13 protein-coding genes are annotated in these 14413 nt (G+C 72.1%); 3 read left to right on the top strand and 10 right to left on the bottom strand.

Annotated elements, in window-relative coordinates; genetic code table 11:
- Window positions 1-2 precede the first annotated feature (2 nt).
- Both RB608_RS07475 and RB608_RS07470 read left to right on the top strand, forming a co-directional pair.
- Window positions 3-947: a zinc-binding dehydrogenase gene (locus RB608_RS07475; RefSeq protein WP_308087180.1), complete on the top strand. Its 945-nt coding sequence runs from the start codon at window positions 3-5 to the stop codon at window positions 945-947.
- A 138-nt stretch (window positions 948-1085) separates the two neighbouring features.
- Complete coding sequence (locus RB608_RS07470) at window positions 1086-2378, top strand: DUF222 domain-containing protein (RefSeq protein WP_308087179.1); 1293 nt, start codon at window positions 1086-1088, stop codon at window positions 2376-2378.
- Window positions 2379-2472: 94 nt separating this feature from the next.
- Here RB608_RS07470 and RB608_RS07465 read toward each other — a convergent pair whose 3' ends face one another.
- From RB608_RS07465 to RB608_RS07425, 9 genes are all read right to left on the bottom strand, one after another.
- Window positions 2473-3255 carry an SDR family oxidoreductase gene (locus RB608_RS07465; RefSeq protein WP_308087178.1) on the bottom strand — a complete coding sequence of 261 codons (783 nt, stop codon included), beginning with the start codon at window positions 3253-3255 and terminating at the stop codon, window positions 2473-2475.
- Window positions 3252-5291, bottom strand: a complete 2040-nt coding sequence (locus tag RB608_RS07460) for an FAD-dependent oxidoreductase (protein WP_308087177.1) — start codon at window positions 5289-5291, stop codon at window positions 3252-3254. The genes RB608_RS07465 and RB608_RS07460 overlap by 4 nt, the downstream gene beginning before the upstream one ends.
- Before the next feature lie 7 nt (window positions 5292-5298).
- The gene (locus tag RB608_RS07455) at window positions 5299-5772 is read right to left on the bottom strand and encodes a MaoC family dehydratase (RefSeq protein ID WP_257430325.1); all 474 of its coding nucleotides are present in this window, start codon (window positions 5770-5772) and stop codon (window positions 5299-5301) included.
- Entirely contained in the window at window positions 5772-6938 is a 1167-nt protein-coding gene (locus RB608_RS07450; protein ID WP_308087176.1) for an acyl-CoA dehydrogenase family protein, read from the bottom strand. The genes RB608_RS07455 and RB608_RS07450 overlap by 1 nt, the downstream gene beginning before the upstream one ends.
- A complete protein-coding gene (gene dctP, locus RB608_RS07445) occupies window positions 6935-8224 on the bottom strand; it encodes a TRAP transporter substrate-binding protein DctP (protein ID WP_308087175.1) in 1290 nt (429 codons plus the stop codon). The genes RB608_RS07450 and dctP overlap by 4 nt, the downstream gene beginning before the upstream one ends.
- A 62-nt stretch (window positions 8225-8286) precedes the next feature.
- Window positions 8287-9336 (bottom strand): zinc-binding dehydrogenase, encoded by a 1050-nt coding sequence (locus RB608_RS07440; RefSeq protein WP_308087174.1) that lies wholly within the window; start codon window positions 9334-9336, stop codon window positions 8287-8289.
- On the bottom strand, window positions 9333-10226 hold the full coding sequence (locus RB608_RS07435) for a CoA ester lyase (RefSeq protein WP_308087173.1): 894 nt from the start codon (window positions 10224-10226) through the stop codon (window positions 9333-9335). The genes RB608_RS07440 and RB608_RS07435 overlap by 4 nt, the downstream gene beginning before the upstream one ends.
- A gap of 3 nt (window positions 10227-10229) precedes the next feature.
- On the bottom strand, window positions 10230-11897 hold the full coding sequence (locus tag RB608_RS07430) for an AMP-binding protein (protein ID WP_308087172.1): 1668 nt from the start codon (window positions 11895-11897) through the stop codon (window positions 10230-10232).
- Entirely contained in the window at window positions 11894-12703 is an 810-nt protein-coding gene (locus RB608_RS07425) for an enoyl-CoA hydratase-related protein (RefSeq protein ID WP_308087171.1), read from the bottom strand. The genes RB608_RS07430 and RB608_RS07425 overlap by 4 nt, the downstream gene beginning before the upstream one ends.
- Before the next feature lie 148 nt (window positions 12704-12851).
- Between RB608_RS07425 and RB608_RS07420 the strand changes: the two genes are divergently transcribed.
- The gene (locus RB608_RS07420; protein WP_308087170.1) at window positions 12852-13892 is read left to right on the top strand and encodes a Zn-dependent alcohol dehydrogenase; all 1041 of its coding nucleotides are present in this window, start codon (window positions 12852-12854) and stop codon (window positions 13890-13892) included.
- 117 nt (window positions 13893-14009) lie between these two features.
- Here RB608_RS07420 and RB608_RS07415 read toward each other — a convergent pair whose 3' ends face one another.
- Window positions 14010-14408 (bottom strand): OB-fold domain-containing protein, encoded by a 399-nt coding sequence (locus tag RB608_RS07415; RefSeq protein WP_308087169.1) that lies wholly within the window; start codon window positions 14406-14408, stop codon window positions 14010-14012.
- Window positions 14409-14413: the final 5 nt, after the last annotated feature.

Below are 14413 nucleotides of genomic sequence, written 5' to 3'. Positions count from 1 at the left end.
CGATGCGTGCCTGGCAGATGACGGGCACCGGCGAGCCGCTGCGCCTGACCGACCTCCCCGAGCCGGTCGCCGGTCCCGGCGAGGTGCTGGTGGCCGTGCGCGCGGCCGGCCTGTGCCACACCGACGTCGGGATCCTCGACGACGCCACCTGGACCGCCCGGCTCGGTCCGTTCCCGCTGACCCTCGGCCACGAGGTCGCCGGCGTGATCGCCGCCGTCGGGGTCGGGGTCGACGGCTGGGCCGTCGGCGACCGGGTCGCCGTGAACCCCGCCGGCAGCACCCGGCCAGGACTCGGCCGCGACGGCGGCTACGGGCCGTACGTCGTCGCGGACCCGCCCGACCTCGTCCGCGTCCCCGAGGGGCTCTCCTTCGAGCTGGCCGCCGCGGGCACCGACGCCGGCCGGGCGCCGTACCGGGCCGTGGTGGTGCGCGGCGAGGTCGCCGCCGGCGACAAGGTCGGCATCATCGGCCTCGGCGGCCTGGGGCAGGTGGGCGCGCGGATCGCGGTGCTCCGCGGGGCGGAGGTGTACGCCGCCGAGCCCAAGCAGTCGCTGTGGCCGATGGCGCGCGAGCTCGGTGTCACCGAGGTCGCCGCCGACGTCACCGCCTTCGCCGACGTCGGTCTCGACCTGATCGTGGACTTCGCCGGGTTCGGCACCACCACCGCCGCCGCGATCGAGACCGTGCGCGACTTCGGGCGCGTGGTGCAGGTCGGGATGGGTCGCCTGGAGTCGACGATCTCGACCAACGCCCTGATCCTCAAGCAGGTCACCCTGCTCGGCTCCCGTGGCGGGACCGTCGAGGACATCGCCGCGGTGTACGAGATGTTCGCCTCGGGCGACCTCTCCCCCGCCCTCGAGCCGATCGGCTTCGACGACATCCCGGCCGCGCTCGACCGGCTGCGCCGGGGTGACGTCACCGGCCGCCTCGTCGCCCGCTATCCCTGACGCCAACCGTAGGTCGAGCCTGTCGAGACCCCTGTCAGAGTCGAGCCTGTCTCCACAGCTCAGTGTGAGAAGGGCCTTCGTGTCGGAGCCGCTTGAGAGGATCGGCGTACGCCGAAGCCGATCGGGAAGGCCGCTCCGATGTCCCTCATCCAGTCACCGCCTGCTCCGTTGGCGGCTGCGGTGGCGGTGTCGCGGGAGGCCCTGGCCGGCGTGCGGGACATGCAGCCGCTGTACCTCTCGACGGGGGAGAAGGAGCGGTTGCTGACCGAGCTCGCGGGCCTGGAGGCGCAGGTCGTGGAGCTGCGGCTGCGCACGCTGGCGGTCGCCGGTGACGTCGCGGAGAGCCACGGGTCGCGCGATGTGGCGGGCTGGTTCGCCAAAGCCGTGCATGCCGACCCCGCCCGGGTGCGAGCCGAGGAGCGGCTGGCCTCTGTGGTGGCGGATCGGTTCACCGCGACCGCTGCCGCGCTCGCCAAGGGTGGGGTGAACCTGGAGCAGGTGCGGGTCATCACCGCTTGTGTCGATGACCTGCCCGACCGGGTCGGGGTCGCGGTGAAACAGCAGGCGGAGGCGGACCTGATCCGGTTGGCCGCGGACTTCGGTCCCGCCGAGCTGCGCCGGTTGGGGCGGGCGATTCTGCATGTCTCGGCTCCCGAGATCGCCGACGCCGAGGACGCGCGGCGGTTGGCGGAGCAAGAGCGGCATGCGGAGGAGAAGGCCTCGGTGCGGTTCCGCCCCGTCGGCGACGGCACCACCAAGATCCATCTTCGGGTCGCCGATGCGGTCGCCGGTCGGTTCGAGACGTACCTGGACGGGTGGACCAATCCCCGCCACCCCAACCAGCGCGACCAGCACGACGTCGGGAACGACGGTGCGGGGTCGAACCCGGATGTGGTGCGGTTGCCGCGACACCGGCAGTTGGCCGAGGCGTTCCGTCGCCTGTTGGAGCACCTGGACCCGTCGAAGCTGCCCGACCAGGGCGGGGACGCGACGTCGGTGGTCGTGACGATCGGGATCAAGCAGTTGTTGTCGGGGATGGGGGCGGCGACGACCACGAACCCGCTGTCGCCAACGGGCACCACGGACATCTCTGCGGCCGAGGCGCGGCGGTTGGCGTGCACGGGGGGCGTCATCCCCGCCGTCCTGGGCGGGGAGAGCGAGGTCCTGGACCTGGGTCGCAAGCAGCGGTTGTTCAGCACGGCGATCCGCAGGGCGCTGCGGTTGCGTGATCCGGTGTGTCGGGGTGAGGGGTGCACGATCCCGGCTCGGTGGTGCGAGGCCCATCATCTGCAACCGTGGGCGCTGGGTGGGGTGACGAGCCTGGGCAACGGGATCTTGTTGTGCGGGTTTCATCATCACCGGATCCATGACCAGGTCTATGACCATGACACCCTGCCCGACGGCGACATCCGCTTCCACCGAAGAGCCTAGAACGCCGAGTCCGCGTGGTCGTCGAGTAGCGCCGCAGCGCTGAACGAGCGCAGGTGCGGTATCGAGACGCCCGCACGGGGCGCGGGCGGCTGGGCTACTCGGGACGGTTCAGCAGGTTCGCGTTGCCGGCCAGGAAGCCACCGTCGACGCCGTAGCAGGAGCCCGTCACGAAGCCGGCTGCGCTAGAGGCGAGGAAGGCGACCACGGCCGCGACCTCCTCGACCGTGGCAAGCCGGCCGAGGGGGTGGGCCGACTCGAGGTGGGCGATCTCCTCGTCCGTACGGCGAGAGCGCAGCAGCCCGGTGTCCACGAAGCCGGGCGCGACGGCGTTGATCCGGATGCCGTCCCCGGCGTACTCCAGCGCAGCCGATCGGGTCAGTCCGGTCAGTGCGTGCTTGGTGGCCGAGTAGGCGGCCGCGCCGGCGAACCCGACGCCGGCACCGACCGAGGAGACCACCACGATGCTGCCACCGGCACCGGCACCGGCAGCGGCGCCCGCGGTCCCGAGCATCGCCCCCACCTGCTCGCGCAGGCAGCGGAAGGTGCCGTTGAGGTTGACGTCGACGACCCGCTCCCAGCCGGCGTCGTCGTACTCGTGCAACCGAACGGGCGGGCCGCCGATGGCGGCGAGGTTCACGGCGACGTCGAGGCCGTCCAGGATCTCGACGGCACGCCGTACGCCGTCGCGGACGCTGTCGGCGGAGGTGACGTCGATGCCGACCGCTCCGACGGCGCCGGTGCGCTCCGCGACCTGACCGGCAGCGGACTCGTCCAGGTCGGCCAGGACCACCCTCAGCCCGTCGGCGGTGAGGGCCCGCACGCAGGCGGCTCCGATCGCGCCGGCGCCGCCGACGACGAGGGCGGTGCGGGCGCTCATCCGATCCGCTCCACCGGGGACGGTGACCAACGACCGTCGACCACCTCGGGGTGGCCGGCCAGCACCTCGGCGAGCGCGTAGGCCTGGCGGGTCGCGAACGACAGCCGCCGGGGCGCGTACGCGTCGCCGAGCACGTGCAGCTCGGGCACCTTGCCCTGGAGCTGCTGGAACAGGGTGTCGTCGCTGTCCGCGCCACAGGCGAGCACGACGGTGTCGTAGCCGGACAGCCGCTGCGACTCGAACGTGTAGACGTGTCGTACGTCGACGCCGTCGGCGTGGATCGCCCGCACCTCCTCGAGGTGGCGGAACTCCACCTTCTGCTTGTGCAGCCGCGCCAGTACGCCGCCGAGGATGTAGCGACCGAGCTGCTGGCCGGGCTGCTGGGCGCCGTACACCAGGGTGACCTGGCGGCCCTGGCCGGCGAGCAGGTCAGCGACGGTGAGCGGCGGCAGGTGGTCGTCGCGCGCGATGATCAGCACCCGGTCGCCCACGGTGGCGGTGCCGCCCAGCACGTCCGCGGCGTCCACGACGTGCGGCAGGTCGACTCCCGGCAGCACCGGCCGGTGCGGTCGTGCGCCGGTGGCGACCGCGACGACCTCGGCCTCCGCCGCGACCACCGACTCCACGGTGGCCGTCGTCGCCCGACGCACGTCCACCCCGAGCCGGGCCAACCGCGCCTCCTGCCAGGTGAGGTACTCGCCGTACTTGTCGAAGGTGGGCGCGTTGGCGACGGTCGCGAGCTGGCCGCCGAGCCGCTCACCGGCCTCCCAGAGCGCCACCTGGTGTCCGCTCTCCGCGGCCAGCGCGGCAAGCTCGAGGCCCGCCGGTCCGCCACCGATCACCAGCAGCTTGCGCGGCGACGCGGCGACGCCGAGGTCGCCCTCGCCCCACCGGCCCTGCGCCTCGGTCTTGACGTGCGGGTTGACCGCGCACGAGAACGGCAGGCCCTCGGCGTACTGCCGGCTGATGCAGTCGTTGCCGCCCACGCACGGGCGGATCTCGTCCTCGCGGCCCGCACGCGCCTTGGCGAGCAGATCGCGCTCGGCGAGGTAGGCCCGCGCGATGCCGACCACGTCGGCGTGGCCGGCGGCCAGCACCTGCTCGGCCACCGCGACGGTGTTGACCCGGCCGGCGTAGACCACCGGCAGCGAGACCTCCTTGCGGACCCGTCCGGCCAGCTCGGCCCACTGCGCGGCGTCGTAGTGCTGGGACTGGATGTAGCTGGGGTCGCCCCAGGGCGAGCCGACCACCGCGTGCAGGTAGTCGACCAGGCCGGTCGCCTCGAGCAGCTGCGCCACCTCGACACCGCCGCCCTCGTCGTAGCCCTCGGGCATCTCCTCGCGCAGGTTGAACCGGACCCCGACGGTCAGCTCCGAGCCCACCGCCTCGCGGACGGCCCGCAGCGACTCGACCGCGAAGCGGGCCCGGTTCTCCAGGGACCCGCCGTAGCGGTCGGTGCGGTCGTTGGTCAGCGGCGAGAGGAACCACTCGAGCATGTCGTCGTGGTTGAGGTGCAGCTCGATGCCGTCGAGCCCGGCCTCGCGGGCGCGGGTGGCGCTGAACCGGTACTCCTCGACGTACTCGGCGACGTCGGCGGTCGACATCACGTGCGGCCGGGCGTTGGTGAGCGGGGAGCTGAGCACCCGGCCGGGTGACTGCGGCACCCCGCCGATCACGGTGAGCTGGCTGGTGACCACCACCCCGGCCCGGTGCAGCCGGTGGGCCAGCTCCTGGACCCGCTCGACGTAGTTCGGCTGCCGGTAGTTGCCGATGGTCTCCGCGCCGTAGCCGCCCGTGTCGAAGCCGGGGATCACGGGGTTGCGGACCCGGCCGCGTACGCCGTCGATCCAGGACGCGCCGTCCAGCGCCCGCGACTCCCAGTAGGCCATGTGGGTCTCGGCCTCGGCGTCGGTGCCCCACAGGTTCCCGATCCCGGAGCCGTGCGGCGGAACCATGATCCGGTTGCGCAGCCGCATCGTCCCGATGGTGATCGGGGTGAAGACGTGCGGGTACCGGCCCTCGTGCTGCTCCGTCACGAAGCGCTCACTCTCCGAACGCCGTGCCGTCGGCAGGGAGCCGCATCATCAGTCCGGCCCGCTTGCAGGTCATGACGAGCACGTCGTCCTGGTTGTAGCCGCGGTGCTCGAACCACACGATCCCCGAGTCGTCCCGGCTGGCCGACTCCCGCTTGTCGACGACAGTGGTCTCCCCGCGCAGGGTGTCGCCGTGGAAGACGGGCGCGGGGAAGCGCATCTCCTCGTAGCCGAGGTTGCCCAGCGTGGTCCCCATCGTCAGCTCGGGTACGTGGAACGCCCCGATGAGCGCCACGGTGAACAGGCTGTTGACCAGCGGACGGCCGTGGATCGTGGTCTTCGCATGCTCGGCGTCGAGGTGGATCGGAGCGACGTTCATGGTCAACGACGTGAAGAGGACGTTGTCCATCTCGGTCACCGTGCGCCGGAAGGCGTGCCGGTAGACCTTCCCGATCTCGAACTCCTCGAAGTACAGGCCGCGCATCAGTAGCTCCTCGGCAGGCCGAGCACGTGCTCGGCGACGTAGTTGAGCACCATCTCCTGGCTGATCGGGGCGATCCGCATCAGCCGGGCCTCGCGGAAGTACCGCTCGACGTGGAACTCCTTGCTGTAGCCCATGCCGCCGTGCACCTGCAGCGCCACGTCGGCGGCGTAGAAGCCCGCCTCGGCGCACAGCCACTTGGCGTAGTTGGCCTCCGCGCCGCAGGGCCGCTGCCGGTCGACCAGCCAGGTCGCCTTCTGCAGCACCGCGTCGGCGGCCTCGAGCCGGATCTTGGCCTCCGCGAGCTGGAACGACAGGCCCTGGTTCTGACCGATCGGGCGGCCGAAGACCACCCGGTCCTGGGCATACCGCACGCCGCGGCGCAGCGCCGCCTCTCCGATCCCGACCATCGCGTTGGCGGCGACCACCCGCTCGGCGTTGAGGCCGGTGAGGATCACCTCGAAGCCCCGGCCGACCTCGCCGACGACGTCCTCGTCGGCGACGAAGAGGTCGTCGATGAACAGCTCGTTGCTGTCGACGGAGTTGCGGCCCATCTTGGGGATCGGCCGGATCGTCACGCGGTCCCGGTCGACCGGCGCGAAGAAGACCGTCAGCCCGTCGGTCCGACGAGCACACTGGTCCTTGGGCGTGGTCCGCGCCAGGAGCAGCATCCGCTCGGCCTGCTGGGCGTTGGAGATCCAGACCTTCTTGCCCGACACCAGCCACCCGCCGTCGACCTTGCGGGCGAAGGTGGACAGGTTGGTCGTGTCCGTGCCGGCATCGGGCTCGGTGACCGCGAACGAGATCTGCAGGTCGCCCTTCGGCACCCGTGGCAGGAAGCGCTGCTTCAGGTCCTCACTGCCGTGGCGCAGGATCGGCTCGAAGCCGAAGATCCCGATGTGGACCGAGCTGCACCCGCCCATCCCGGCGCCGGACGCGGAGATCTCGCGCTCCACGATCGCGGCCTCGGTGACGCCGAGCCCGCCGCCGCCGTACTCCTCGGGGATGGTCAGGCCCAGCCACCCGGCGTCCGTGACGGCGCGGTAGAAGTCCCAGGGAAACTCGTGCAGCTCGTCCCTGGCGGCCCAGTACTCGTCGGGGAACCTCGCGCACAGGTCGCGCATCCCCTGCCGGATGTCGTCGTGGACCGGGTCGACGTCGAAGTTCACGACGGACGCCGCTCGCCCATGGCGCCGTCCCACAGGGCGTCGAAGTACGGCTGCAGGTCCGGCACTCCCCGCGCGTACCACGCGGGGAAGTCCTCGTAGGACGTGCCGACGCCGTCGATGCCGAGCTCGTCGATCCGGTTCGCCCACTCCTCCTCGGCCTGCGTGGCGACGTCGACCAGTGCCCGGCCGTCGCTGACCGCGTCGCTGCCGGCGACCTCCTCCTCCACGGTGGAGTGGACGGCGGCCAGCCGGGCCACGGCATCGTCGTCGAAGGCAGCCAGCTCGCCGCCGGCGTCGAGGACCGCCTGGACGGCCGCGGCGGTGTTCTCCCAGGCACCCTCGAAGTTGGCCTGCAGGAGCACGTCGAGCCGGTCGAACATGAGCTGCTGGGCCGCCAGCGGCAGCTCGTTCCAGCGGGCCAGGCTGATCGCGATCGTGCCGGCCGGCGAGTTGAACCCCTCGTCCTCGGCGTAGGCCACATGCGGCGCCGCCGGGATGAACCCGCCCAGCGCGGCACCCGTGACCGTGCTGAAGGCGCAGTCGATGACACCACGCTGCAGGCCCTCGAACATCTCGGCGTAGCTGATCGACGTCGGCGCGAGGCCCAGCGCATCGGCCTCCCGGTTCTGCACCTTGCTCTGGCTCGCGATGCCGCGACCGTCGAGCGCATCGGCGGAGGCGCCGGGGTCGGTGCAGTAGGGCATGTAGGCGCCCGATCCGAAGGCCGGCAGCAGCAGCTTCATGCCGTGCTCCTCGTACTCGCGGTCGACGTCGTCGGCCGCAGCGGCGATGTCGAGCATGATCCCGTGCCACTGGAGCATCCAGTCCACGGGAGTCTGTCGACCCAGGTGGCTGAGGTCGCCCAGCACGTTGGCGGCCGGCAGCTCGTCCGGGATGAGGGCGGGCATGACCGATCCGACGTCCAGCCGGCCGTCCGCGAGGGCGAGGTGCACCTCGTCGGGCGGCGCCATGCCGTTGGAGTAGGTGAGGTCGAAGGAGATCTTGCCGCCCGACCACTCCTCGACGACGGAGGCGTAGTCCTCGAAGCGCCGTCCGGTCGCCGAGCCCTTGGGACCGGTGGACTGCATGGCCAGGGTCACCGGCTCCATGTCGGCGAGTGCCTCGACGTACGCCGCCCGGTCGGCGCCGTACTCGATGCTCTCACCGCCCGCGTTGGTCTCCTCGGTCGCCGACGATCCCGAGCAGGCCGCCAGGGCGAGCACCGCCGTCGTGAGAGCGGCCAGGACGACGCCGCGGCGCCGCCCTCTCGTCAGACCTGTGGACATGGGCGGCACCTTTCCTAGCGCTGATGATCGATATAATCCTTATCAGTGATTTCGGTCACCGGTCAAGCAATTCCGGCGCCGGGGACCGCGACCGCGCGCCCCAGCACCGCGCCGGCGGCGAGGCGCGCGTAGGCCGTCTCGACCTCGTCCAGCGCGACCTCCTCGACCTCGACGCGGACCTCGCCGGCGGCCGCCAGCTCCAGCAGCCGGGCCAGCTCGGGCCGCGTGCCCCAGTACGGCAGGTCCGTGCGGACGCCGAGCGGCAGCGCGTGCATGCCGACCTCGAGACGGCCACTGCCCACACCGACGACGGAGATCACGCCGTTGACGCCGACCAGGTCCGCCGCCTGGGCCAGGCTCGGTCCGGAGCCGACCAGGTCGAGCACCACGTCGGCACCGCGTCCGGAGGTGAGCTCGCGCACGGCGCCGGGGAGGTCCGCGTCGGCCGGCAGCGCGTGGTCCGCCCCGAGCCGCTCGGCCAGTCGGCGCTTGGCGGGCAGCCGGTCGACCGCGATCACGGACGCGCCGGCGCGTCGGGCGAGCTGGACCGCGACATGGCCCAGCCCGCCGATCCCCAGGACCACGACGGTGACCTCGTCGGGCGGCAGGCCGACCGCGGTGAGGGCACGGCCGAGGGCGTGCAGGGCGGTCAGGCCGGCATCGGTCAGCGCCGCGCCCTGCGCGGGCGGGACGCCCGTCGCGAGGAGGAGATGGTCCAGGTCGACGGCGACGAGCTCGGCCAGGGCTCCGTCCGCCCCGAGTCCCGGCGGCAGCCGCGAGCCGGGCGCACGGCAGTAGTTCTCCGCGCCCGTCGCGCAGGCGGCGCAGCGACCGCAGCCGCGGGGACCGTAGCCCACCACGGCACTGCCGATCGCGATGTCCCCGCCGTCGGTCACGCCGGCGCCGAGGGCGACCACCGTGCCCGCGAGCTCGTGGCCGAGCACGACGGGCAGGGCGAATCGCTGCTCGTCGGCCGACCTGCTCGCCAGGGTCAGGTCGGAGTGGCACAGCCCTGCGGCCGTCGTACGGACCACGACCTGCCCCGGCGCGGGGCGGGGGTCAGGTACGTCCGTGAGCCGCCAGCCGTCCCGGTCCAGGACGAACGCCCTCATCGGGCAGGCGTCCCCCCGCGCACCAGCCGGGCGTGCTCGAGCCAGTCACGGGCCTTGTCGGCGTGCGCGAGGTCCACATGCTGGCCGCGGAAGCGGATCGCACCCTCGCCCCGCGCGACCGCCGCGTCGACGGTGGCGACGAGGTCCTCGTAGTAGGCGACCTCCTCGTCCGAGGGCGTGAACACCTCGTTGATCACCGGCACGTGGCTGGGGTGGATCGCGATCATCCCGCGGAAGCCCAGCTGGAAGCCGTAGTCGGCGAAGCGGTGCAGGCCGTCGAGGTCGGCGAGGTCCTCCCACAGGGCGGTCAGGGGGTGCAGACCGTACTGTCGGCAGGCGAGCAGGATCCGGCTGCGCAGGTACAACGTCTCCGAGCCCTCGGGGGACTGGCGGAAGCCGACGGCGCGGGCGATGTCGGCGTGCTCGGAGGTCGGTCCGATCATCGCGCCGACCCGTGGCGAGGCCGCGGCGATCTCGAAGCAGTTGGTGATCGCGTCGACCATCTCGACCGGCACGATCATCTCCAGGCCCTCGGCGCCGTTGCGCGCCTCGAACCAGTCGATGAGCGTCTCCCAGCGCAGCACGTCGGTCGCGTCCTTGATCTTCGGGGCGAAGATCCCGTCGAGCTCCGGACACACGACGGCCTCCAGGTCGGCGCCGGCGAGCCGGGTGGCGAGGGCGTTGGGTCGCACGAACAGGCCGACCTCCGGCCGCTCGGCGCGCAGCTTCGGCAGGGTCTCGCGCACCGTCGCACGGGCCTCGTGCTTGAGGTCGTGGGGCACCGAGTCCTCGAGGTCGAGGACCACGCAGTCCGCGCCCGAGGCCAGTGCCTTCACAGCCCACTCCGGCTTGTGCGCGGGGACGAAGAGGACGGTTCGGTAGGGGTGCACGGCTCAGCCCTCCCGGTCGTGGGTGTCCGGGGTGACGCCGAGGGCGCGCAGCTTCGCCTTCTGGACCCGCTGCGAGGGCGTCTTCGGCAGCTCGTCGACGAAGCGGAGGAAGCGGGGCACGGCGAAGGACGGGATCCGGACGTCGCAGTGGGCCCACAGCTCCTCGGCGGTGGGCGGCGACGCGTCGCCGCCGGTGATGACGTAGGCCATCACCTCGTCCTCCCCGGCCTCGCTGGAGGCCGGCACCGCGATCACCGCGCATTCGACGACCGCGGGATGCGCGAGGATCGACGTCTCGATCTCGTAGGAGCTGATGTTCTCGCCCCTGCGGCGCAGGGCGTCCTTGAACCGGTCCACGAAGTAGAACCAGCCGTTCTCGTCTCGGCGCAGCGCGTCCCCCGTGTGGAACCACAGGTTGCGCCACGCCTCGACGGTCTTGTCCGGCATGTTGAAGTAGCCCATCGAGCAGATGAACGGCACCTTCGGTCGCACGACCAGCTCGCCGATCTCCCCGATGGCGACCTCCTCGTCGGTGTCCGGGTCCACCAGCCGGACGTCGAACCACTCGTCCGCCGCGAGACCGGCGGCCCCGGCGGGGCGGTCCTCGCCGTACGGCGAGATGATCGGCGCGGAGGTCTCCGTCAGGCCGAAGACCTCCACGAAGGCCTCGATGCCGTAGCGCTCCCTCATCGGACCCACCAGCGTGGCGGCGGTCGGCGCGGCGAACACCACACGCAGCGGGTTGTCGGCGTCGTCCTCGCGCCGGTCCTGCTTCCAGATGAAGTCCATCATCACGCCGATGAAGTTGGTGACGGTGACCCGGCTCTCGCGGAGCTGGTCGACCCAGCGGCTCGCGGAGAACCGACTGCGGGTGACGAAGCGGGCGCCCGCCACGAGTGTCGGGTAGGCCGCCATGAACTGGGCGTTGCCGTGGAAGAGCGGCGTGACCGACATCCAGGCGTCGTCGGCGGTGAGCCGGACCAGCGAGACGCACTCGTCGGCGAAGAAGTACATCTGCGCGTGCGGCATCGCCACGCCCTTGCTGGGCCCGGTGGTCCCCGAGGTGAAGAGCACCGAGGCCAGGTCCTGCGGGCGTACGTCGGGCAGCGCGATCGCGCCGTCGACGACTCCGGGCGCGCCGGCGTCCTCGTCGAGCTCCTCGAACGGCGCAGCGTCCCAGCCGGCCGCGCGCAGTGTCTCGAGCGCCTCGTCGCGGGCGCCGGTGTCGATGACCCAGAACTTGCGGATGGACTTGGCCGCCTCGGCGATAGCGACGAAGCGGGCGGCGTAGACGTCGTCGACGACGGCGAGCGTGGCTTCGACGGTGCTCACCTGGTGGGCGAGGAAGTCGTGCTCGTAGGCGGTGTTGACCGGCACCTCCACCAACCCGGCCACCGCGGTGCCGACCCAGGTCCGGACGAACTGCGAGGAGTTCTGCGCGACCAGGACCACCCGGTCGCCCGGCTCGGCGCCCGCGGCGAGGAGGCTCCGGCCCACGCGCTCGGCGGCCGCCAGCGTCTCGGCGAAGGTCCAGGTGCGCCCCTCCTCGGGACAGTCGAGCCAGACCGCATCGGGGCGCTCGGCGGCATGATGACGCAGCACGGTCGGCAGCGCCCACTGGGCGCGGTCGGCGAAGGTGGGCTGGAGGTCGCGGTAGTGACGGATGCTCACTGGTCGTCCTTCTCGGTCGGCTTCTGCTGGGCGCGCCGCGCGGCGCGGAAGTCGGGCTTGCGCTTCTCGAGGAAGGCGTTGGCGCCCTCGAGCATGTCCTCGCTGCCGATGGCCTGGATGAGCATCCCGAGCCCGGCGCTCATGTTGTCCTTGGAGGCGTTCCACCACTGGTTGGAGCTGATCTTGGCGATCTCGAGATAGCGCGGGCTCAGCCGCTCGATCTCACCGAGCCACCGATCCACGGCCCCGGCCAGGGCGCCGTCGGGCACGACCTCGTTGATCAGGCCCATCGTCAGCGCCTGCTGGGCGGAGTAGCGACGGCAGAGCATCGCCATCTCCTTGGCGCGCTTCTCGCCGATCTGCACGGCCATCAGGTTCGTGGCGCCGAGCACCGGCGCGGAGCCGACGCGGGGCCCGGTCTGACCGAACGTCGAGCGCTCGGTGGCGATCGCGAAGTCGCAGGCGACGACGAGCTCGTTGCCGCCGCCGGCCGCGGCTCCGTCCACCGCGGCGATCACCGGGCGCGGGCAGGACCGGATCGCGTCGACCAGCCGCAGCGAGCCGGTGAAGAGCGAGCGCAGCTGCTCGGGATCGGGCTCCCCGAGCTGGTCGAGGGCGCCCCCGGCGCAGAAGGCTCCGCCGGCACCGGTGAGCACGACCGCGTCGTACGCCGCGGCGTCCTCGAAGGCCGCGATCATCGTCCGCGCCATGTCGAGGTCGTAGGCGTTGAGCCGGTCGGGACGGTTGATGGTGATCCACCGGACGTTGCCGTGGGGTCCTCTGGTCTCGACGTCGATCGCGGCCACGCGTCTGTCCTCCCTCGGGGTCAATCGGGGTCAATCCGGGTCAATCCATGGTTTTGATGATCAGCAATCTACGGTAACGTCCATCACAGAGGCAAGAGAGAGGACGCTCGGCGTGAGGGCTGCGGTACTACACGGGTTCGATCAGCAGGTGGCGCTCGAGGACGTGCACGTCGAAGCGCCCCTCGCCGCGGAGGTGCGCATCCGCACGGCAGCGACGGGCATCTGCCACTCCGACCGCCACGGCCAGACCGGAGGCAACCCGGCGCTGGGCCTGCCCGCCGTGCTCGGGCACGAGGCGGCCGGCATCGTCGTCGAGGTCGGCCGCGACGTCTCCGGGATCGCACCCGGCGACCACGTCGTCGTGGCGCCGGCCGGGTCGTGCGGCACCTGCCCCTGGTGCAGCCAGGGACATCCCCAGCACTGCACCGACCTGCGCCGGACCCGCGCCGACGGATCACCCCGTCTCACCCTGGACGGCCGGGCCGTCACCCAGTTCGTCGGGATCGGCAGCTTCGCCGAGGAGATGCTCGTCCAGGCGTCCAGCGTCGCGAAGGTCCCGGCGGACATGCCCCTCGACAAGGCCGCCCTCCTCGGGTGCGCCGTGATCACGGGCCTGGGCGCCGTACGGCACAGCGCCGCCGTCCGGGTCGGCGACACCGTCGCCGTCATCGGCTGCGGCGGCGTCGGGCTCAGCGCGGTGCAGGGCGCCGTGCTCGCCGGCGCGTCCCGGATCGTCGCTGTCGACCGCATGCCGGAGAAGCTCGACCTCGCGCTCCGGATGGGCGCCACGGACGTGGTCGACGCGGCCACGACCGACCCGGTCGCCGCCGTCCTCGACCTCACCGGTGGCGTCGACCACGCGCTGGAGATGGTCGGTCTCCCCGCCACCATCGCCCAGGCCTTCGCCATGCTGCGCACCCGCGGCACGGCCACGGTGGTCGGCCTCGCCCGGCCGGGCGACGCCGTCTCCATCCCGGCGTCGGATTTGCTCGCCGAGAAGCGGCTGCAGGGCTCGCGGCTCGGCGGCACCCGGCTGCGGGTCGACGTACCGCTCTACGCGCAGCTGTACCTCTCCGGCCGGCTCGACCTCGACGCGCTACAGGGCGCCACCGTCTCGATCGACGGCCTCGCGGCCGCGCTGGACGGGATCGACGGCGCCACCGCCGCCCGGACCGTCGTCACCTTCTGACGGCCCCGTACGCCGCTGTAACTATCTGCTATCGCCACTGGCGTACCGGTAGACCGGTGCGGTGGAGGCAATAACAGATAGTTGCAGCCGGGGCGCGACGACAGCCGCGGCACGGCCTCAGCCCACGAACCGACCCACCGGCAGGTGCTCGCTGCCCTCGGGCTGGACGAACCGCACTTCGACAGCAGCGCCGACCGCGAGCGCGGCGACATCGGCGTCGGGGAGCAGCAGGGTCAGCCACGGACCCTCCTCGGTCTCGACGATGCCGATGACGGTGTCCTGGGCGGGCTGGTCGTCGCGCGGACGCCCGGGCTTGATCGTCCAGCTGACCAGGTGGCCGCGACCGGATGCCTCGCGCCACTCCAGATCGGCGGCCTGGGAGACCGAGCACACCATCGCGCTCGGCTCCGACCACGCGCCGCTGCTCGGTGAGAAGCGCAGCAGCAGCCGGCCCTCGGCCGAGGCCTCGAAGAAGGGGGCGGAGAAGTCGTCGCGGACGACGGGTGCCAGGGACATCGCGA

Origin of the sequence: Nocardioides sp. LHD-245 (genome assembly GCF_030929495.1) — a bacterium.
Taxonomy (GTDB): Bacteria; Actinomycetota; Actinomycetes; order Propionibacteriales; family Nocardioidaceae; genus Nocardioides.
Note: the sequence above shows the minus strand (reverse complement) of the source record. Positions and strands in the feature narration are given on the sequence as shown.